This window comes from Erythrobacter sp. WG (genome assembly GCF_026586795.1).
In the GTDB taxonomy this organism is placed as follows: domain Bacteria; phylum Pseudomonadota; class Alphaproteobacteria; order Sphingomonadales; family Sphingomonadaceae; genus Erythrobacter.
Map to the genome: position 1 here is coordinate 46,526 of NZ_JAPFGY010000020.1, position 19,854 is coordinate 66,379.

Sequence of the window (19,854 nt, forward strand, 5' to 3'; positions counted from 1 at the left end):
GCTGGGCCACAGCCTCTCGACTTCGCTCGAGGCGAACGGAGGGCGAGGTGACCGCGATGCAGAACGTCGCCATCGCCTCGCACTACGCCGTCCATCTGCCGGCGCCCGACGACTTCGCGGCGTGGCGCGAGCGGGCGCGGGGGCTTGTCCAGTGCGATGTGCCGCCCGATCGCGTCTCGTGGATCGAGCCTGGCGGCACGGGCGACCTCTTCGCCGTCGAGGGCCCCGCGCGCCGCGAGAAGCGGCTGCCGGTCCCCCCCGCCGACGCTCCGTCGGTGCGCGCCAGCAAGCGCTTCCTCGAGGTCGCCAAGAGCGCCGCGCTCCACTCGGACCCGGCGCGCTTCGGCCTCCTCTACCGCGTGCTGTGGCGGCTCCAGCGGTTCCCGCGCCTGATGGAGGACAAGGCCGACCCCGACGTTCGCCGCCTGGAGGAGCTCGCCAAGGCGGTGCGCCGCGACGCGCACAAGATGCACGCCTTCGTGCGCTTCCGCGAGGTCGAGGAGGAAGACGGCACCCCGCACTTCGTCGCCTGGTTCGAGCCCGATCACCACATCATCCGCGCCGAGGCGGCCTTCTTCATGCGCCGCTTCGCCAATATGCGCTGGTCGATCCTCACCCCGCGCGGCAGCATCCACTGGGACGGTGAGACCATGCGCGAGGGTCCTCCCGCCCGGCGTTCCGACGCGCCGTCGGGTGACCCGGTCGAAGACCTGTGGCGCTCCTACTATGCGGCTATATTCAATCCCGCGCGATTGAAGGTGGCCGCGATGCTGTCGGAGATGCCGAAGAAGTATTGGAAGAACCTGCCCGAGGCCGAGCTCATCCCGCAGCTGATCGCCGGGGCGCAGGCGCGGGAGGCGCAGATGGTGTCATCGGGGAGCCTCGACAGGGGCGAGCGGCCCGCCACGCTGGAGGGCATCGACACGGCGATCCACGCCTGCCGGATGTGCCCGATCGGCGAACTCGACAACCGCGCGGTGATGGGCGAGGGCGCTCTCGGCGCGCCGCTGATGATCGTCGGCGAGCAGCCGGGCGACCATGAGGATCGGGCCGGGCGGCCCTTCGTCGGGCCGGCGGGGCAGCTCCTCGGCGAATATCTCGAGCGCGCCGGGATCGACCGCAGCCAGGCCTACGTCACCAATGCGGTCAAGCACTTCAAGTTCGTGTGGAAGGGCAAGCGCCGGCTGCACCAGTCGCCGGGCGCCAAGGAGATCGACACCTGCCGCTGGTGGCTCGAGGCCGAGCGCAATCTGGTCCAGCCCCGCCTCGTGCTGGCGCTCGGCGCCTCGGCCGCACGCGGCCTGCTCGGCAAGACGGTGAGCATCACCAAGGCGCGGGGGCAGCCCATGCGCCTCGAGGACGGCACCGAGCTGTGGATCACCGCCCACCCCTCCTACCTGCTGCGCCTCGAAGGCGAGGCGCGCGAGGAACAGGCGCGCCTCTTCGCCGCCGACCTCGCGGCGGTGAGGGAGCGACTCCGGGAGCTGGCGCGATGATCCTCCCCCACCGGGGGAGGGGGACCATGCGAAGCATGGTGGAGGGGCGGACGCGGCTCGTCTCTCCACCACCCTTCGGGTGGTTCCACTCCCCTGAAGGAGAGGATTGAGGTGCCCGACGCCCCGCTCACCCCCGACAAGCGCACGCTCCGGATCGACCCGGAGGACGTCACCCCGCCCGAGCGCGCGCCCTTCGTCGAGCTGGGCCTCGCGAGCTGTTTCAGTTTCCTGCGCGGCGCCTCGGACGCGGTCGACCTGGTGCTGGCGGCGCACGCGTTGGGCTACGACGCGATTGCGATCGCCGACGTCAACTCGATGGCGGGCGTGGTGCGCGTCCACACCGAGGCGAAGACGCTGAAGATGCGCCCGGTGATCGGCTGCCGGATCGAGACGGTCGAGGGCCTCGCGTTTCTCGCCTACCCCGAGGACCGCGCCGCCTATGGCCGCCTGTGCCGCTTGATCAGCGCCGGGCGGATGCAGACCCTCTCGGGCGAATGGCAGGACAAGGGGGCGTGCGAGATCGATCTTGCGATGCTCGCCGCGCATTGCGAGGGAGTCCAACTGATCCTGCTACCGCCCGATGACCTGAATGGCGTGTTCACCATCGCGGTGCCGAGCAACGTCATCCCCCTCCCGCTTGCGGGAGGGGTTCGGGGTGGGAGCGAGCGCAGCGAGCCTGAAGACAGGCCCACCCCCGACCCCTCCCGCAAGCGAGAGGGGAGGCATATCCCCAGCCCCTTCGGCCCCACCGACTTAACCGTCCATTTCGCAGATCTTCTCCCCCATCTGACCCGCCAACTGCCGACCCTGCGCCACCTCGCCGCCGCCTATCTCTATCGCGGCGACGACATCGCGCGGATCGAGCGATTGGACGCTCTCGCTCGGGCGAACGGCCTTGGCCTGCTCGCCACCAACGACGTCCATTACCATGCGCCCGAGCGCCGCGCGCTCCAGGACGTGATGACCGCGATCCGGCACAAGACCACCGTCGCCAAGGCCGGCCACCTGCTCCACCCCAATGCCGAGCGGCACTTGAAGAGCCCTCAGCAGATGCAGCGCCTCTTCGCCCGCTGGCCCCACGCGATCCGCGCCGCCCGCGAGGTGGCGGATCGCTGCCGCTTCAGCTTGGACGAGCTGCGCTACGAATACCCGGAGGAGATCTACCCCAACGGCCAATCCCCGCAGGCCTACCTTGAGAGCGAGGTCTGGGCCGGGGCCGCACGGCGCTACCCCCACGGCCTCCCCGACACCGTGCGCCAGACGCTCGAGCGCGAGCTCGCCCTGATCGCCAAGCTCGACCTTGCCCGCTACTTCCTCACCATCAAGGACATCGTCGATTTCGCGCGGGGCTGCGATCCGCCGATCCTGTGCCAGGGGCGGGGGAGCGCCGCCAACTCGGCGGTCTGCTACGTCCTCGGCATCACCTCGGTCGACCCTGCCAAGCACCAGCTGCTGTTCGATCGCTTCATTTCGGAAGAACGCAAGGAGCCGCCCGACATCGACGTCGATTTCGAGCACGAGCGGCGCGAGGAGGTGATCCAGTACATCTACCGCAAATATGGCCGCCACCGCGCGGGGCTGTGCGCGACGGTGATCCACTACCGCCCGCGCATGGCGATCCGCGAGGTAGGGAAGGCCATGGGCCTCTCCGAGGACGTCACCGCCGCGCTCGCGCGGACCGTGTGGGGCGGGTGGGGCAACGAGCTCACCGAGAAGCACGCCGCCGAAACCGGCATGGACGTGACCGACCCGCACTTGCGCCGCGTCCTCAAGCTTACCGAGCAGATGATCGGAATGCCCCGCCATCTCGGCCAGCACGTCGGCGGCTTCATCCTCACCGAGAGCCCGCTGATCGAGACGGTGCCGGTCGGCAACGGGGCGATGCCCGAGCGAAGCTTCATCGAGTGGGACAAGGACGACATCGACGCGCTCGGCATCCTCAAGGTCGACGTGCTGGCGCTGGGGATGCTGACCTGCATCCGCAAGTGCCTCGACCTCCTGGGCGCGCACCACGACCGGCCGCTGACCCTCGCCACCGTGCCGCGCGAGGACCCGGAGACCTACGCGATGCTCAGGAAGGGCGACTCGCTCGGGGTCTTCCAGGTCGAAAGCCGGGCGCAGATGAATATGCTGCCGCGCCTGCGCCCGCGCGAGTTCTACGACCTCGTTATCCAGGTCGCGATCGTGCGGCCGGGTCCGATCCAGGGCGACATGGTGCACCCCTACCTGAAGCGCCGCCGCGGTGCCGAGCCGGTGCAGATCCCCGCTCCCGCGCCCGAGCACGGTCCCCCCGACGAGCTCACCAGCATCCTCGGGCGCACCTTGGGCGTGCCGATCTTCCAGGAACAGGCGATGAAGATCGCGCTGGATGCCGCGAAGTTCTCCAGCCTCGAGGCCAACCGGCTGAGGAAGGCAATGGCGACCTTCCGCAGCCGCGGGATGGTCGACGAGCTTCAGGACATGATGGTCGAACGCATGGTCGCGCGCGGCTACGACCGCGACTTCGCGCAGCGCTGCTTCAACCAGATCAGGGGCTTTGGCGAATACGGCTTTCCCGAAAGCCACGCGGCGAGCTTCGCGCAGCTCGTCTACGTCTCGAGCTGGCTCAAGTGCCACTATCCGGCGGCCTTTGCTGCCGCGCTCCTCAATTCGCAGCCGATGGGCTTCTATGCGCCCGCGCAGATCGTGCGCGATGCGCGGGAGCACGGGGTGGCGGTGCTGCCGGTGGACGTGAACGCGAGTCTCTGGGACTGTACCTTGGAGCGCAATCCTCCCCCAATGGGGGAGGAGGACCATGCGCAGCATGGTGGAGGGGCGGGCGGCGGCTCGCCCCTCCACCACCCTTCGGGTGGTCCCCCTCCCCGTACCGGGGAGGATCGCTCACACGCCCTGCGCCTCGGCTTGCGCCAAGTCGACGGTCTGCCCGAACACGTCGCCGCCGCGCTGGTGGCCGAGCGCGAGGAGCGCGGGCCCTACCGCGACGTCGCGGACCTGCGCGAGCGGGCGCGCCTCTCGCCGGCGCATATCGAGCGGCTCGCCAGCGCCGATGCCTTCACCTCATTGGGCCTCTCGCGGCGGCAGGCGCTGTGGAATGCGCGCAGCCTCGTGTCCATGCCCGATCTCCCGCTGTTCCGCGCCGCCGGGGTGCGCGAGGAGGGGAGCGAGCGTGCTGCCATTCGGCTTCCCGCCATGCCGCTCTCCGAGGAGGTGGTGGCCGATTACCAGACCACCCGCCTCAGCCTGAAGGCGCACCCGATGGCCTTCCTGCGCGCCGATCTCGGGGCACGCGGCTTCGTGCGCGCCTGCGACCTCAGGGCGCGCAAGTTCCGCTCGATGGTGCAGGTCGCGGGCGTGGTGCTGATCCGCCAGCGACCGGGGAGCGCCAAGGGGGTGTGCTTCATCACTCTCGAGGACGAGACCGGGGTCATCAACCTCGTCGTCTGGCCCGACCTGAAGGAGAAGCAGCGCCGCGTGGTGATGGGTGCACGGCTGATGGAGGTGCGGGGGCGCGTCGAATATGACGACGAGGTAATCCATGTGATCGCGCAGCACATGACCGACGCCACACACCGGCTGCATATGCTCTCCGACGACCTGCTTTCCGCGCCGCTCGCCCGCGCCGACCATGTCAATGCGCCGCTCTCGGGCCGCAAGCCCCCGCAGGACCGCGAGGCGCTGCGCCCGCGCGACCTGATCGACGAACTGATCCCACCGCACAACGTCACCGGCCACCCGCGCGATCACCGTATCCTGCCGAAATCGCGCGATTTCCACTGATGCCGGGTCCCACGCGCTCATCCCGGCGGCCTCTCGCCGCCCTTCGCGGGCCGCTGTTTGCGCTGGCCCTGCTGGTCGCGGGCATCCTCGCCTGGCAGTGGCTGCTCGAGCATCCGCAGCACAACCCCTGGGCGCCGCTCGACCTCAACGATCCGCCGGGCCTGGCGACCCGGGCGAAATTCGCGCAGCTAAAGAATGACTTGGCCGAGTGCCGCGCGGTGCTCGCGCGCAGCGAGATCGCCTTTGCCGCCCTGCCGGCGGCGGGGGAGGGGGAGTGCGCAAGGCCCGATCGCACTCGGCTCGGCGATTTTCCGCTCGCGCCCGACACGCCGCCCGTCACCTGCCCGGTGGCGATCGCGCTCGAGCTGTGGCGGCGCGACAGCGTTGCACCGGCGGCGCGGGAGATCCTGGGCAGCGACCTTGCCCGGATCGAGCATCTCGGCGCCTACTCCTGCCGCCGCATCTACGGCCGCGGGGAGGGCAACTGGAGCGAGCACGCCACCGGCAATGCCATCGACATTGCCGGCTTCGTGCTGGAAAATGGCAAGCGGATCAGCGTCTTGCGCGACTGGCCGGGCGATGGACCCGAGGCCCGCTTCCTGCGCGCGGTGCGCGATGGGGCCTGCGCCAGCTTCGCGACGGTGCTCTCTCCCGATTACAACGCCGCCCACGCCGATCACTTCCATCTCGACCAGGACGCGCGCTGGTCGGGCGTGTGCCGCTAGCGAAAAGCGCCGCCAAGTCAGCGGCTTGTCAAGCGGCCTCGAGCGCGTAGCCGGCCGAGCGGACGGTGCGGATCGGGTCCCTTGCGCCCTCGACGGTGATCGCCTTCCTCAACCTGCGGATGTGGACGTCGACGGTGCGCAGTTCGATGTCGGAGCCGGTGCCCCACACCCCGTCGAGGAGCTGGCCCCGGCTGAACACCCGGCCGGGGCTTTCCATGAAGAACTTCAAAAGCCGGTATTCGGTCGGCCCCAACTGCAGCGGACGGCCGCGGCGCTGGACCTTGTGGGCAACCGGATCGAGCTTCAGATCGCCTACCTCGATCGTTTCGCCCGCTAGCGCCGGGCGGATGCGGCGCATCACGGCCGCGACGCGCGCCAGCAACTCCCTGGGAGAGAAGGGTTTTGTGAGGTAATCATCGGCGCCGGTCTCGAGCCCGCGGACCCGGTCGTCCTCGGCCTCGCGGGCGGTCAGCATGATGATCGGCACGTGTGCGGTCTCCTTGTCGCGGCGTAAGCGGCGGCACACCTCGATCCCGCTGGTGCCCTCGATCATCCAGTCGAGGATGATGAGATCGGGCGTCTCCTCCGCAGCGAGCACCAGCGCCTCGTCCCCGTCGCCGGTGCAGCGGACCGAATATCCTTCGTTCTGAAAGCGATATTCGAGCAGTTCCGACAGGGCGGGATCGTCTTCGACGAGCAGCAGTTTGGCGGCGGACATAGGTGGATGCTCTCCTTGGCCCGGCACGCGCGGGCGGTGCTGCGGCCTATGTGTCACTCGCGCGACAGTTTGATGAAACGCCGCGCGCGAGCTTTACAACAGCCCCGACCGCACCGCCATGTTTCACGTGAAACACCGCAGGAACGGCCCGCAAGGGCGGGTCTGGGCGGGGGCAAAGGCGGGCTGGCGGGGGTCTGGGCGGGGTCTGGCCCGCCGCAAGGCCGGGCCAGACACCCCCCTGCCGCGCATCGCCCCTTCAGCGGTCGCCTTCGGGCGGATAGACCCCGGTGGCGGCGAAGTGGACCATCTCGGCGACGTTGGTCGCATGGTCGCCGATCCGCTCGATGTTGCGGGCCACGAACAGGAGTTGCGCCGCGCTCGAGATGGTCGAGGGGTTCTCGACCATGTAGCTGACGAGGTTGCGGAAGATCGAGTTGTAGAACCCGTCGACCTTGACGTCCGTGGCAATCACCTCTCGCGCCATGTCGGGGTCGCGTGCGGCATAGGCGGTGAGCACGTCGTGGACCATCTCGCCCGCCAGTTCGCCCATCGCCGGTAGCAGCGTCAGCGGCTCGAACCGGGCGCGGCCCTCGATCATGTTGGTGCGCTTGGCGATGTTCTTCGAATAGTCCCCGATCCGCTCGAGCACGCCGCCGATCTTGAGCGCGGCGATCACCTCGCGCAGATCGTCCGCCATCGGCGCGCGCAGGGCGATGATCCGCACCGCGAGCTTGTCGACCTCGACCTCGAGCGCGTCGATGCGCTTGTCGCGGGCGACCACCTGCTCGGCCAGCGTCTCGTCGCCGCGAACGAGCGCGTCGAGGGATTCCGCGATCGCCACCTCGGCGAGGCCCCCCATCTCGGCGATCAGCCCGCGCAGGCGGGTGATGTCTTCGTCGAATGCCTTGACGGTGTGTTCAGCCATCAGCCGTAACGTCCTGTGATATAGTCCTTCGTCCGCTCCTCGATGGGATTGGTGAAGATTTCCGAGGTGGGACCATACTCGACCATCTTGCCGAGGTGGAAGAATGCGGTGCGCTGGCTGACGCGTGCGGCCTGCTGCATCGAGTGGGTGACGATCACGATCGCGTAGCGGCCGGACAGCTCGTCGATCAGCTCCTCGATCTTGGCAGTCGCGATGGGATCGAGGGCGCTGGCCGGCTCGTCCATCAGGATCACCTCGGGATCGACCGCGATGGCGCGGGCGATGCACAGGCGCTGCTGCTGCCCGCCCGAGAGCGCGGTGCCCGAATCCTCGAGCCGGTCCTTGACCTCGTCCCACAGCCCCGCGCGGGTCAGCGAGCGTTCGACGATCACGTCGAGATCTGCCTTCTTTTCGGCAAGGCCGTGGATCTTGGGCCCGTAGGCGATGTTCTCGTAGATCGACTTGGGGAAGGGGTTGGGCTTCTGGAACACCATGCCGACGCGCGCGCGCAGCTGGACCACGTCCATCCGGCTCCCGTGGATGTCCTCGCCGTCCAATTCGATGAGGCCCGTCACCTTGGCCGCGCCGATCGTGTCGTTCATGCGGTTGAAGCACCGCAGGAAGGTGGACTTGCCGCAGCCCGAGGGGCCGATGAAGGCGGTCACGTAGTCGGGCGAGATGTCGATCGACACGTGGTCGATGGCGCGCTTTTCGCCGTAATAGACGCAGACGTCGCGCGCGCGGATCTTCGCGCCTTCGTCAGCCATGTCGGGATGGATCACAGTCACCAGCGTTTCTCGAACTTGTTGCGAAGGTAGATGGCAAGGCCGTTCATGGCGAGCAGGAACACCAGCAGCACGATGATCGCCGCGCTGGTGCGCTCCACGAAGCCGCGGTCGATCTCGTCCGACCACAGGAAGATCTGCATCGGCAGCACCGTGGCGGGTGAGGTGAAGCCGTCGGGCGGGGTAGCGACGAAGGCGCGCATCCCGATCAGCAGCAGCGGCGCGGTCTCGCCCAGCGCGCGGGCCATGCCGATGATGGTGCCGGTCAGCATCCCCGGCAGCGCGAGCGGCAGGACGTGGTGGAACACCACCTGCACCGGCGAGGCGCCGATCGCCAGCGCGCCGTCGCGGATCGAGGGCGGGACCGCCTTGATCGCGTTCCTCCCGGAAATGACGATCACCGGCATGGTCATCAGTGCCAGCGTCATCCCGCCGATGATCGGCGCCGAGCGCAGGTTGGGGAAGACCGACAGGAACACCGCAAGGCCCAGCAGGCCGAAGATGATCGAGGGCACCGCGGCGAGATTGTTGATCGACACCTCGATGATGTCGGTCCAGCGGTTCCTCGGCGCATATTCCTCGAGATAGAGCGCCGAGAGCACACCGACCGGGAAGGCCAGCACCAGCGTCACCAGCATGGTGAGGATCGAGCCCTTGAGCGCGCCCCAGATGCCGACCGCCTGCGGGCTGGTGGCGTCCGAGCGCGAGAGGAAGCCCCAGTCCCAGTTGCGCGCGAGCTTGCCGGCATCGGCGAGGCGCTTGGCCAGCGCCTGCATCTCGGCGGCGCCTTCGCCCTGAAGGCCCGAGGCGAGGGCGGAACTGGTCGGAAGGTGGAAGACCCGGGTGCGCTGGATGAGCGAGGGATCGGCGGCGAGCGCCGCGGCGACGTCGCGCCAGGCCTCGGGGGAAAGCTGCGCGGCGGCATCGGCCCCGAGCTGCTCCTCGGCAAGGCCGAAGACGATCTCGGGCAGGCCTTGCATCTCCAGCGTCTGCATCGCCGTGGGCGCGGTCAATGAGGTAGCATCGCCGCTGATGCCAGTCGCCGGAAAATCGACGCTGACGGCGAGCTCGGCGCGCTGGAAGCCGCCGATGCCGTTCAGCAGCATCGTGCCGAGCAGGAACACCAGCACCGCGACCGAGAAGATGACCGCAGACAGGCCGATCAGGCGGAAATTGCGTTCCTGCCGGTAGCGCTTGGCGAGCCGCGCCTCGAAGGCGGCGGTGCGTGTCGGGCCAAGCGACTGCGGCGCGGCGGGGACCGGGGCGGTGTCCATTGGAACGCTGCTCATTCGTAGGCCTCCCGGAAGCGCTTGACCACGCGCAGGGCGATGAAGTTGAGAGCGAGCGTCACCATGAACAGCACGAAGCCCAGGGCAAAGGCGCTGAGGGTGGCGGGGTGATCGGTGCTCTGCTCGCCGGTGAGGAGCTTGACGATCTGGACCGTGACGGTCGACATCGGCTCCAGCGGATTGACGGTGAGATTGGCGGCGGGCGAGGCGGCCATGACCACGATCATCGTCTCGCCGATCGCGCGGCTGACCGCGAGCATGATCCCGGCGACGATGCCGGGCAGGGCCGCCGGGAACAGCACGCGGCGGATCGTCTCGGACTTGGTGGCGCCCATCGCCAGGCTCCCGTCGCGCATCGCGCCCGGCACGGCGGCCATCGAATCGTCCGCCATCGACGAGACGAAGGGGATGATCATCACCCCCATGACGAGCCCCGCGGCAAGCGCGCTCTCGGTCGAGGCGCTGGTGATGCCGACGGCGACGGCGGCGTTGCGGATCAGCGGGGCGAGGGTGAGCGCGGCGAAATAGCCGTAGACCACCGTGGGCACGCCCGCGAGCAGCTCGAGCAGCGGCTTGACCCAGGTGCGCACGCGCGGGTCGGCATATTGGGTGAGATAGACCGCGCTCATCAGCCCGAGCGGGATCGCGACGATCATGGCGATGATCGCGCCGATGAAGATCGTCCCCCAGAACAGCGGCACCGCGCCGTAGCGGCTCGGGTCGACCGCGTCGGGGCTCGCCATGGTGTCGGGCGCCCACTTGATGCCGAGCAGGAAGTCGACCGGCGAGATCATGCCGAAGAAGCGCACCGTTTCGAAGACGAGGCTGGCGAAGATGCCGAGCGTCGTCAGGATCGCCACCAGCGAGGCGATGAGGAGAATGCTCATCACCGTGCGTTCCACCCGGGTGCGCGCGCCGAACTGCGGCTTCAGGCGCAGGAAGGCGAGCGCGCCGCCCGCCAGCGCGATCAGCAGGGTGACCAGGATGCCGATGGTGTTGTAGCGGTCATAGGCCTGGCGGAACGGCTCGATCAGCGGCTCGGCCTCGTCGTTGAAGACGCCCGGCGCCTGTCCCAGCGCCACCGCCCGCGCTTCGCCGAGGAAGGCGTCGCGCTCGAAACCGAAGGCGGGCAGGCCCTCGGCGGCCGGGGAGGCGAGCACCGATTGCTGGATCAGGGCGGGCGCGATGATGCCCCAGGCGACGACGAACAGCAGCACCGGGATCACCACCCACAGCGCCACATACCAGGCGTGATAGATCGGCCGCGAGGCCGTCCGCTCGCTCGCGCTGCCCGACTGGAAGCTCCACGCCTTGGCGCGGCCGGCCAGCCAGCCGACGAGGCCGAGGCCCATGGCAATCAGGATCAGCGTGATCGGCGACATTCGGGGGACCTGTGATTTCCTGCCGGACGGGCGTGGGCGAAGGCTGTGGATGGTCTGACCGGCCCTGCCCGCACCCCACGGCCCATCACCTCATGGCGCGCGGATGCGCAAGTTTTAAGACAGTCCTGTGACATTATCCGGAATCCGCACGCAGTGGCGCCGGATCCGGGTCCGCGGCGCTCCCCGCTTCGCCGGCGGCAAGCGCGTCGGCGGCAGGGGCGCGGGGCAGGCGCACCACCACGCGCGTCCCCTTGCCGAGTTCGCTGGTGATGTCGAGCCGCCCGCGGTGGCGTTCCACGATGTGCTTGACGATCGCAAGGCCAAGGCCCGTCCCGCCCGAGGCGCGGCTACGCCCCGGATCGGTGCGATAGAACCGGCGGGTGAGATGCGGGATCTGCTCGGGCGCGATACCCTCGCCTTCGTCCGCCACGGCGATCCGCGCAAGGTCCCCCTGGGCGATATCGAGCACCACCGTCACCGGCCGCTCGGCCGCGCCGTATTTCATGGCATTGTCGACGAGGTTGCGCACCACCTGCTCAAGCTGCTGCGTGTCGCCGAGCACCAGCGGCTCGCTCGTGATGTCGAGCACCAGCCGCTCCAGCCGGTCGGGCCCGGCGGCATCGCGCGCGGCGCGCTCGACCAGCGGGGCGAGGTCGATCCGGGTCGTGGGCAGGTCGTGCTTTTCCGCCTCGACCCGGCTCAGGCTCATGAGGTCGCTGACCAGCGCCTGGAGCCGCTTGGCCTCGCGCTCGATGATGCCGAGGAACTTCCGCGCCAGCGGGGTGTCGATCTCGCCCTCGCCCTCCTGCAGGGTCTCGACATAGCCGAGAATCGCGGCGAGCGGCGTGCGCAGCTCGTGGCTGGCATTGGCGACGAAATCGGTGTGCGCCCGGCTGATGTCGGCCTCGGCGGTCTGGTTGATGAATTCGAGCATCGCCAGTCGCCCGTCGAGCGCCTGACGATTGATCTGCCAGATGTCCCCGCGCCGCACCAGCCCGCGCACGATCGCCTCGCCTTGCCGGTCCTCGTTGACCAGCGAGATCGCCTCGGGCTGGCGCAGCGCCACGCGCGCGTCCTGGCCGATCACGTGCGGCCCGAGCATCCGCCGTGCCGCGCGGTTGGCGAGCGCGATGGTGTCGCGGTCGGTGATGAGGAGGGGAATCGAGGAATTCTCGATGAGGTCGCGGATCGCATCGAGGCTCAATGGCTGCTTGGTCTTGGCCTTGGGCGGTTCGGGCGGGCGCCCGGCGGCGACCAGCAGCGAGCCGATCCAGACGGTCAGCACCGCAAGCGCGATCACCACGTCGGTGCCGAGCATCAGCAGCGCCACGAAGGTCACCGCCGCAAGCGCAATGCCGGCCACGGGGATGTTCTGGCTGCTGCCCATGACGGCGGCCCTTACAGGCTGAGGCGGGGCGTGGGAAGGGCGGGCACCGCGCGCGGGCAGCAAAAAGGGCGGCGAGGCCGAAGCCTGCCGCCCTTGTTGCAACCCATCCGAGGATGGTGACCCCTACGGGAATCGAACCCGTGTTTCAGCCGTGAAAGGGCCGCGTCCTAACCGCTAGACGAAGGGGCCGTCGCGGTTGCGAGAGCGCGCCTTTAGGGGGGTGCTTCGGGACGGTCAAGCCCCGAGTTGCGCAAAAAAGTGCCGCGCCCGCTTCAGTCGGCGAAGGCTGCGTCTTCCAGCTGCAATTCGGCGGCCGGGCGGCTGCCCCAGTCGTCGATCTTCGCGCGGCCGGCGAGGTGGAAGCGGCGGCCCTGATGGCGGTGGAGGAGGGTCTGGCCCATTTCGGTCTCCGCCGCACGGAAGGCGATCGCCTTGAAGCTGCGGCCGTCCCCGCCGCTGGCAACGACGCGCACGTGATCCTTGCCGACGATCTCGGCCTTGACGATCCTGACCGGGCCGACCGCGACGCGCGGCGCGGGCCAGCCGACGCCGTAGGGCCCGGCCGCTTCCAATGTCTCGACCAGCGCCGGAGTCAGCCCGCCGGGCGCCAGCGCGAGATCGAGCAGCACCGCCGCCCCGGCGCGGGCACGTTCCACCTCGCGCGCCAGGCGTTCGTCGAGGAAGCCCGCGAAATCCGCGAGGCGCGCCGCATCGATGGTCAACCCCGCTGCCATCGCGTGCCCTCCGCCCGCGACCAGCAGTCCGGCCTCGCGCGCGGCGATGATCGCCGCGCCTAGGTCTACCCCGCTGATCGAGCGCCCGGAGCCCTTGCCCTGCGTCTCGTCCAGCGCGATCACCACGGCGGGCTTGCCGGTCTTCTCCTTGATGCGCCCGGCGACGATCCCGATCACGCCCGGATGCCAGCCATGCCCGGCGAGCACCTGCACCGCCATGTTGTGCTGGCCTGCGAGCTGCGCCTCGGCGGCCTCCTGCACGGCGGCCTCGATCGCGCGGCGCTCTTCGTTCAGCTGCGAGAGCTGCGCGGCGATGGCGCGGGCTTCCTCCGGGTCGGTGGTGGTCAGCAGGCGCACGCCCAGGGTCGATTCGCCGATCCGCCCGCCGGCGTTGATGCGGGGGCCGAGCGCGAAGCCCAGATCGCTGCATTGCGGTGCGCGGGCGAGGCGGCTTGCATCCATCAGCGCCGCCATCCCGATCCGCTCGCGCCGGGCAAGCACTTTCAGCCCCTGCGCCACGAAGGCGCGGTTGAGGCCGTGGAGCGCGGCGACGTCGGCGACCGTGCCCAGGGCGACGAGGTCGAGCAGGCCCATCAGGTCGGGCTCGCGGCGATGCGCGCCGAACCAGCCGCGCGCACGCAGGGTGCGCACCAGCGCCACGCCGAGCAGGAAGGCGACGCCCACGGCCGCAAGGTGGCCGTGCGCCGCGCCCGCGTCGCTCTCGTCGAGGCGGTTGGGGTTGACGAGGGCATGGGCTTCGGGAAGCTCGGCGGCGCATTTGTGGTGATCGACCACGATAACGTCGACCCCGACGGCCTTGGCCATCGCCAGCGCCTCGTGCGCCATCGCCCCGCAATCCACCGTGACGATCAGCTGCGATCCGCCTTCCGCAAGCCGCACCAGCGCCTCGCCGGAAGGGCCGTAACCTTCGAGCAGGCGGTCGGGGATGTAGTAGGCGGCCTCCAGCCCCAGCTGGCGCAGCAGCTCGACGAGCAGCGCCGCGCTGGTCGCGCCGTCGACGTCGTAATCGCCGTAGATCGTCACCCGCTCGCCGGCGAGAACGGCCGCGGCAAGGCGCTCGGCGGCGGCGTCCATGTCGCGGAAGGTGGAAGGGTCGGGGAGGAAGGCGCGCAGGGTGGGCGCGGCGTGGCGGGCAAGATCGTGCTCGGCGACGCCGCGGGTCAGCAGCAGCTGGTCGAGGATCGAGCGGTCGAGGCCTCCCATGCCGGCATCCGCGCCCAGCTCCATGTTGCCCCCGCGCCAGCGCCACGCCTTGCCCGACAGGGAGCGCACGACGCCGAGCACCGGTGCGATGGGCGGAGAGGCGAGGGGACGGGCGGCCATGCGCGGCTGCTTAGCGCAAAGGCGCAAGTGCCGACAGATGCTCGGCATTGACAATCGACAGGCGCGCGCGGCAGCCTCGTCGCCCATGCCGACCGCGCGTCTCCTGATCCTCTGGCACAGCCGCACCGGCGCGAGCGCGGCGCTGGCGCGCGCGGCGGCCGAGGGGGCGGGGGAGGCGGCGTGGCTGGTCGCGGCCGCCGAGGCCGAGCCCGCGATGCTGCTGGAGGCGGGCGGCTACCTGTTCTGCTGCCCGGAAAACCTCGGCGGCATGACGGGCGCGATGAAGGAGCTGTTCGACCGCGCCTACTACCCGATGCTCGGACAGGTCGAGGGCCGCGCCTATGCGACGATCATCGCCGCGGGTTCCGACGGGGAGGGCGCGCAGCGCCAGATCGACCGGATCGTGACGGGATGGCGCCTGAAGCGGGTCGCGCCGCCGCTGATCGTCAACTTGGGCGCGCAGACCCCGGAGGCCATCGCCGCCCCCAAGTCCGTGCCCGCATCCCGCCTCGCCGAGGCGCAAGCGCTGGGCGCGGGGCTCGCCGAGGGCCTGGCGATGGGGGTGTTCTGAGAATGCTCCAGAATGGGGCAGCCCCTCCCTTTGGGGACTCGACGCTGGCGGTCAAAGAGGCCAAACGTAAGCCTTCGTATTTCGTAGATAACCGCCAAGGTTCGAGGGGGGCCGCGACCATTCCATCGTCGCAGCGCGCTCAGGATGCCCAGTTGCACCTGCTGTTTGCCCCCGGCAAGCGGCCGGACCGGCGCGCGCTTGCCACCTTCGTGGCGCAGCGGCCGATGGTCGGCATCAGCCACGACCCCGTGCCCGAAAGCGCGCCCCATGCCGAGACGCTGTGGCCCGGGCAGCAGCACTGGCTGGAGCTTCTGTCCGACGGGCTGACCTTCGATCTCGCGGGGCTTGCCCCCGGTCCGGAATGCCCCTTCCCGGCGCTCGTCCACCGCTTCGATCTTGCCGCAATGCCGCAGGCCGATGACGTCGAGGTGCTCGCCCTGCGCCCCGGTCCGCACCTCACCGCCGGGGGAAGCACCATGCCGGTGATGCGCGCGCTGCTCGGGCTCGCCTGCGAGCTGGTGCGGCATTTCGATGCGCTCGTCGCGGTGGGCTGGGGCCCGACGAAAAGTGCCATCGGGCGGCGCTTCTTCGAGAGCGTGGCCGCCGCCTGGCTGGAGGGCGGGCCCTTCCCGGCGCTCGGCCTCACCGCCTTCGGGGCGACCGCCGACGGCGCGCTCGAGACCACGGGCCTTGCCTTCTGGATCGGGCAGGAGCTGCGCATCGAGCCGCCCCTGAGCAACGACCGGGTCGCCGCCACCCGGCTCGGCATCCGGCTCGTCAATCATCTCGTGCTGCGGGGCGGGCTCGACGCGGACGAGCGCATCATCGCGCCCGACGGCACGCCCCTGGTGCTGCGCCCCTCGCCCATGCGCGATCGTGTCAGCGTGCAGCGGGAGTAGCCGTGCCGCCGGGGGGTCGCGACAGGGTCCGCACGCAAATCGCCTTCGGCGCGGTCAACACGCGCGGGAGCGAGGGCTACGACCCCGCGCTCCAGCGCCACCATCTGCTGCCGCGCCAGCTCCTCTCGGAACGCTGCTTCGGCCGGATGTTTGCCGCGATCGGGCGCGAGAGCGTCGGCTTCGACGATTTCCGCCGCAACGGCCTGCTGCTGCCCGCGCGCGAGGATGCCAGCTTGCGCACCGGGATGCCGCTCCACCGCGGCCCGCACCACCGCTACAACGCGGTGGTGATCGCCCGCGTCGGCCGGATCGAGGCGCGCTGGTCGGCACAGCGCGCCATTGCACCCGAAGCGGCACTGGCCGAGGCGCTGCTGCGGCTCCACCTGTTGCAGGGCGCGCTGCGGCGGCAGTTGCTGGCCGAGCGCCGGCGGATGCTGCTGAGCAGCAAGGACCCGATCGGCACCGGCTTCGACTTCACCGAGCTCGATGCGATGGCCGAGGCGCTATGGGCGGCGGAGTAGAGCCTACTCGGCCGCTTCGGCCATCGCTGCCCACGAGGTGAAGCCCGAATTGGCGAGCAGCTGCGCGCGCGCGGCGTGATATTCGCGCTCGAAGCGGGCGACGAGATCCTCGACCGTGCCGACTGCCTTGATCGTGCCGATCCCTTGCCCTGAGCCCCAGATGTCCTTCCACGCCTTGGCCTTGGTGTTGCCGCCGCTGCCGAAGTTCATCTTGCTCGGATCGCTCTCGGGCAGGTTATCGGGGTCCATCCCCGCCGCCTCGATGGATGACCTGAGGTAGTTGCCGTGCACCCCGGTGAAGAGGTTGGTGTAGACGATGCCTTCCGAGGAACCTTCGACGATGCCATTCTTGTAGCCGTCGGCGGCGTTCGCCTCCTTGGTGGCGATGAAGGCGCTGCCGCAATAGGCGAAGTCGGCGCGCAAGGCTTGTGCGGCAAGGATTGTTGCCCCGTGCCCGACCGCGCCCGAGAGCGCGACGAGGCCGTCGAACCACTCGCGGATTTCCTGCATCAGCGCGAAGGGCGAGAGCGCGCCCGCGTGCCCGCCGGCCCCTGCGGCGACAGGGATGAGCCCGGTCGCGCCCTTCTCGATCGCCTTCATCGCGAAGCGGTTGTTGATCACGTCGTGCATCGTGATCCCGCCCCAGTTCTTCACCGCCTGATAGACCTCCTCGCGCGCGCCCAGCGAGGTGATGACCATCGGCACCTGCCACTTCTCGCAGGTCGCCATATCGGCCTCGATGCGGTCGTTGGTCTTGTGGACGATCTGGTTGACAGCGAAGGGCGCGGCCGGGCGGTCGGGGTTCGCGCGGTTGTGCTGGCTGAGTTCCTCGGTGATCTGGTGGAGCCATTCGTCGAGCTGCGACTGCGGCCGCGCGTTCAGCGCCGGGAAGCTGCCGATGATTCCCGCCTTGCACTGCGCGATCACCAGTTCGGGGCCGGAAACGATGAACAGCGGCGACCCGATCAGCGGCAGGCGCAGGCGATCGAAGGGGGCGGGAAGGGGCATGGGTCTCTCCTCGAGGCGTATTTGCTCGTCTCGTCTCTAGCGCGCGGCGGGCCGCTGCCAAGCGGCATTTTGCGAGAGCGGATCTAGGCCAGACCTGTTCCGTCCGCCTCGAGCGCAGCCGGGAGGCCGGTCACAGGTGTCTCGACTTCGCTCGACAGGACCGGAGATCGGATAAGCGTTCGTGCTAGTCCAGCACTCCCTCGATCCCGTAGAACCGCGCCGCCGTGCCCGCGAAGAGCGCCGCCTTCTCCTCCGCGCTCGCGCCGCGTGCGAGACGCTTGAAGGCGTTCCACAGCACCGCATAGTCCGCACCCCAGGAATCGACCGGATAGTTGCTCTCGAACATGGCGCGCTCCGGACCGAAGGCTTCGATGCAGGTCTCGACATAGGGCCGCCACAGCGCTGCGAGATGCTCCGAGCCGTGCCCGGCGCAGGGGCCTTCCTCGGGCAAGGCGCAGAAGGCCATGGCGAGCCCGCCGAGTTTGACCACGACGTTTTCGCAGGCGGCGAGCGCGCGGATGTTGCGGCGCCATTCGTCGAAGCGTTCGTGCAGGCGGCCCTTGTAGGCGCCGATGCCGACAGGCGTGCCGCAATGGTCGAGACAGATCGGCTGATCGGGGAAGGCGCGGGCGAGGTCGATGAGGTCGGGCAGCTGCGGCTCGAGCAGCCAGGCATCGAAGGTGAGCCCGCGCTTGCCGAGCTCGGCTAGCCCCGCGCGGAAGGTCGCGTCGCGGTAGAGGCCCTCTGGGTGATGAAACGGCGCGCCGAGCACCGCCGGGTCGGCATCCCACGCGGCGGCATGGCGGATGCCCCGGAAGCGCGGGGAGGCAGCGGCCAGCGCGTCGAGCACCGCGCCCGCCGCAGCCCCGCGCGTGAGGTCGGCATGGCCGACGATGGCCGCACAGTAGCGCGCCGACCCGTAGAGCCCGCTCGCCGATTGCGCCGCCACGCCGTTCACGAACTCGACCTCACCGACCGGCTTCAGCGCCTCGCCATAGGCGCCGTTGTAGAAGGCGCCGCACTCCATGAACACCGTGGCGACGATGTTGTGCCCGCTCGTCAGGTGCGCGTGGAGCGCGTCGAAGGTGTAATGCGCGTGGGGCGCGATGGCGGCGATGAAGGGGTGGTGCGGCTCCGGGAACATCGGCAGCATCGGCCGAAGGTCCCACAGGTGGTGGTGCGGATCGATGATCTTGAGGTCGGGCTCGAGGATCGCTTCGGTCATGGTCTCTCCCTTGCGGCGGTCTGTCGCGGCGCTCGCAGGTGTCGAGAACTAGCCGTGCCGGCGGGCCGCGCAAGGCTCCGGGTGATCAGCCGACCGCGCGCACATAGAGGTGCCAGGTCGCATGCCCGAGCACCGGCAGCGCCACCACCAGTCCGAGAAAGGCCGGCAGCATGGCGAGGAACAGCACCGCCGCGATCAGCGCCGCCCAGCCGAGCATCACCGCCGGGTTGCGCCGCACCAGCGTGAGGCTGGCGATGATCGCGGTGAGGAAATCATGGCGCCGGTCGACCAGCAGCGGCAGGCTGATCACCGTCATCGCGTAAAAGGCGAAGGCCAGCGTCGCCCCGACCGCGGTGCCGACGCCGAGCATGGCAAGGCCCGAGGGGGTGAGGAAGGCATCGAGGGTTTCGGCAAGGGTTCCTGCGCCGATGCCGCTTTCGGCCATGAACACCGCGAAGATCGCGTGGGCGATGATCATCCAGAAGGAGAAGGCGACGAAGACGATGACCCCCATCGACAGGATCTGGTCGTCGCCATGCCCCTTCAAGGCGCCGAGCACCGCGCGCCAGGTCAGGGCCTCGCCCGCCGCGCGCCGGCGGCTCGCTTCGTAGAGCCCGACCGCGACGAAGGGCGCGACCAGCGGGAAGCCGGCGATGGCGGGTATCAGCCAGGTGGGATTGCTTGCCGAGAGCGCCGCCCAGCCGATCGCGATGCCGACAAGGACATAGACCCCGCCGAAGAAGATCCCGAAGCGCGGCATGGCGGCGAAATCGCGCCAGCCGGCGGCGAGCGCATGGCGCAGATCGGCCCATGCCAGGTCCTGTGCGACGGGCGGAACGGGCGGCGAAGGGGGCACGGCGGCGGCAGTCCCGAGGCTGCGCGAGTGGCTCTCCATGGCGGGTCTCTCCTCCCTTGTGAGGCGCAGACTGCGCGCAAACGGGCCGATGCGCAAGAGGACGCCGTCGGCCTTCTCCCCGCCCGCGGAACGTCCGCGCCGCACCCTTGCGCGCGGCGATAACGGGAGCGTGAGGAAGCTGAAGCGCGCCCACCGCCGAATTGGCGGCCGAA

The 19,854-nt window shown here is 69.6% G+C and carries 16 protein-coding genes and 1 tRNA gene; 6 read left to right on the plus strand and 11 right to left on the minus strand.

Going from position 1 to position 19,854, the window contains the following annotated elements; genetic code table 11:
• The first annotated feature begins 47 nt into the window (after positions 1-47).
• From OPU67_RS11185 to OPU67_RS11195, 3 genes are all read left to right on the plus strand, one after another.
• On the plus strand, positions 48-1,496 hold the full coding sequence (locus OPU67_RS11185; protein WP_267619617.1) for a UdgX family uracil-DNA binding protein: 1,449 nt from the start codon (positions 48-50) through the stop codon (positions 1,494-1,496).
• A gap of 111 nt (positions 1,497-1,607) precedes the next feature.
• On the plus strand, positions 1,608-5,273 hold the full coding sequence (locus OPU67_RS11190) for an error-prone DNA polymerase (protein ID WP_267619618.1): 3,666 nt from the start codon (positions 1,608-1,610) through the stop codon (positions 5,271-5,273).
• On the plus strand, positions 5,273-5,998 hold the full coding sequence (locus OPU67_RS11195; RefSeq protein ID WP_267619619.1) for an extensin family protein: 726 nt from the start codon (positions 5,273-5,275) through the stop codon (positions 5,996-5,998). The genes OPU67_RS11190 and OPU67_RS11195 overlap by 1 nt, the downstream gene beginning before the upstream one ends.
• 28 nt (positions 5,999-6,026) lie before the next feature.
• Here the strand turns inward: OPU67_RS11195 and phoB are convergent, their stop codons facing one another.
• From phoB to recJ, 8 genes are all read right to left on the minus strand, one after another.
• Positions 6,027-6,716 (minus strand): phosphate regulon transcriptional regulator PhoB, encoded by a 690-nt coding sequence (gene phoB / locus OPU67_RS11200; protein WP_267619620.1) that lies wholly within the window; start codon positions 6,714-6,716, stop codon positions 6,027-6,029.
• A gap of 256 nt (positions 6,717-6,972) precedes the next feature.
• On the minus strand, positions 6,973-7,641 hold the full coding sequence (gene phoU / locus OPU67_RS11205) for a phosphate signaling complex protein PhoU (protein WP_267619621.1): 669 nt from the start codon (positions 7,639-7,641) through the stop codon (positions 6,973-6,975).
• A complete protein-coding gene (pstB, locus tag OPU67_RS11210) occupies positions 7,641-8,408 on the minus strand; it encodes a phosphate ABC transporter ATP-binding protein PstB (protein WP_267619633.1) in 768 nt (255 codons plus the stop codon). Before pstB ends, phoU begins: the two co-directional genes overlap by 1 nt.
• Before the next feature lie 17 nt (positions 8,409-8,425).
• On the minus strand, positions 8,426-9,715 hold the full coding sequence (gene pstA / locus OPU67_RS11215) for a phosphate ABC transporter permease PstA (protein WP_267619622.1): 1,290 nt from the start codon (positions 9,713-9,715) through the stop codon (positions 8,426-8,428).
• Entirely contained in the window at positions 9,712-11,097 is a 1,386-nt protein-coding gene (pstC, locus tag OPU67_RS11220; protein WP_267619623.1) for a phosphate ABC transporter permease subunit PstC, read from the minus strand. The genes pstA and pstC overlap by 4 nt, the downstream gene beginning before the upstream one ends.
• A 133-nt stretch (positions 11,098-11,230) precedes the next feature.
• Positions 11,231-12,484, minus strand: coding sequence for a sensor histidine kinase (locus tag OPU67_RS11225; protein ID WP_267619624.1), 1,254 nt, complete (start codon positions 12,482-12,484; stop codon positions 11,231-11,233).
• A gap of 114 nt (positions 12,485-12,598) precedes the next feature.
• Positions 12,599-12,673 (minus strand) — tRNA-Glu (locus OPU67_RS11230).
• 83 nt (positions 12,674-12,756) lie between these two features.
• Positions 12,757-14,562, minus strand: coding sequence for a single-stranded-DNA-specific exonuclease RecJ (gene recJ, locus OPU67_RS11235; protein WP_267619625.1), 1,806 nt, complete (start codon positions 14,560-14,562; stop codon positions 12,757-12,759).
• An 85-nt stretch (positions 14,563-14,647) separates the two neighbouring features.
• Here recJ and OPU67_RS11240 point away from each other — a divergent pair, with 85 nt between their 5' ends.
• The 3 genes from OPU67_RS11240 (at position 14,648) to OPU67_RS11250 (ending at position 16,553) form a co-directional block, all read left to right on the plus strand.
• Positions 14,648-15,133, plus strand: coding sequence for a flavodoxin family protein (locus tag OPU67_RS11240; protein ID WP_267619626.1), 486 nt, complete (start codon positions 14,648-14,650; stop codon positions 15,131-15,133).
• Between the two features lie 152 nt (positions 15,134-15,285).
• Positions 15,286-16,032: a hypothetical protein gene (locus OPU67_RS11245; RefSeq protein ID WP_267619627.1), complete on the plus strand. Its 747-nt coding sequence runs from the start codon at positions 15,286-15,288 to the stop codon at positions 16,030-16,032.
• A 2-nt stretch (positions 16,033-16,034) separates the two neighbouring features.
• The gene (locus OPU67_RS11250; RefSeq protein ID WP_267619628.1) at positions 16,035-16,553 is read left to right on the plus strand and encodes an AHH domain-containing protein; all 519 of its coding nucleotides are present in this window, start codon (positions 16,035-16,037) and stop codon (positions 16,551-16,553) included.
• 3 nt (positions 16,554-16,556) lie between these two features.
• Here OPU67_RS11250 and OPU67_RS11255 read toward each other — a convergent pair whose 3' ends face one another.
• The 3 genes from OPU67_RS11255 to OPU67_RS11265 form a co-directional block, all read right to left on the minus strand.
• Positions 16,557-17,561 (minus strand): NAD(P)H-dependent flavin oxidoreductase, encoded by a 1,005-nt coding sequence (locus tag OPU67_RS11255; RefSeq protein ID WP_267619629.1) that lies wholly within the window; start codon positions 17,559-17,561, stop codon positions 16,557-16,559.
• A gap of 184 nt (positions 17,562-17,745) precedes the next feature.
• Entirely contained in the window at positions 17,746-18,786 is a 1,041-nt protein-coding gene (locus OPU67_RS11260) for an amidohydrolase family protein (RefSeq protein WP_267619630.1), read from the minus strand.
• A gap of 85 nt (positions 18,787-18,871) precedes the next feature.
• Entirely contained in the window at positions 18,872-19,681 is an 810-nt protein-coding gene (locus OPU67_RS11265; protein WP_267619631.1) for a DUF2189 domain-containing protein, read from the minus strand.
• Positions 19,682-19,854 lie beyond the last annotated feature (173 nt).

Excerpts from the sequence above, each read along its gene's own strand:
- OPU67_RS11195 (WP_267619619.1), top strand. The coding sequence starts at position 5,273 with ATGCCGGGTCCCACGCGCTCATCCCGGCGGCCTCTCGCCGCCCTTCGC.
- phoB (WP_267619620.1), bottom strand. The coding sequence starts at position 6,716 with ATGTCCGCCGCCAAACTGCTGCTCGTCGAAGACGATCCCGCCCTGTCG.
- phoU (WP_267619621.1), bottom strand. The coding sequence starts at position 7,641 with ATGGCTGAACACACCGTCAAGGCATTCGACGAAGACATCACCCGCCTG.
- pstB (WP_267619633.1), bottom strand. The coding sequence starts at position 8,408 with ATGGCTGACGAAGGCGCGAAGATCCGCGCGCGCGACGTCTGCGTCTAT.
- pstA (WP_267619622.1), bottom strand. The coding sequence starts at position 9,715 with ATGAGCAGCGTTCCAATGGACACCGCCCCGGTCCCCGCCGCGCCGCAG.
- pstC (WP_267619623.1), bottom strand. The coding sequence starts at position 11,097 with ATGTCGCCGATCACGCTGATCCTGATTGCCATGGGCCTCGGCCTCGTC.
- OPU67_RS11225 (WP_267619624.1), bottom strand. The coding sequence starts at position 12,484 with ATGGGCAGCAGCCAGAACATCCCCGTGGCCGGCATTGCGCTTGCGGCG.
- recJ (WP_267619625.1), bottom strand. The coding sequence starts at position 14,562 with ATGGCCGCCCGTCCCCTCGCCTCTCCGCCCATCGCACCGGTGCTCGGC.
- OPU67_RS11240 (WP_267619626.1), top strand. The coding sequence starts at position 14,648 with ATGCCGACCGCGCGTCTCCTGATCCTCTGGCACAGCCGCACCGGCGCG.
- OPU67_RS11255 (WP_267619629.1), bottom strand. The coding sequence starts at position 17,561 with ATGCCCCTTCCCGCCCCCTTCGATCGCCTGCGCCTGCCGCTGATCGGG.
- OPU67_RS11260 (WP_267619630.1), bottom strand. The coding sequence starts at position 18,786 with ATGACCGAAGCGATCCTCGAGCCCGACCTCAAGATCATCGATCCGCAC.
- OPU67_RS11265 (WP_267619631.1), bottom strand. The coding sequence starts at position 19,681 with ATGGAGAGCCACTCGCGCAGCCTCGGGACTGCCGCCGCCGTGCCCCCT.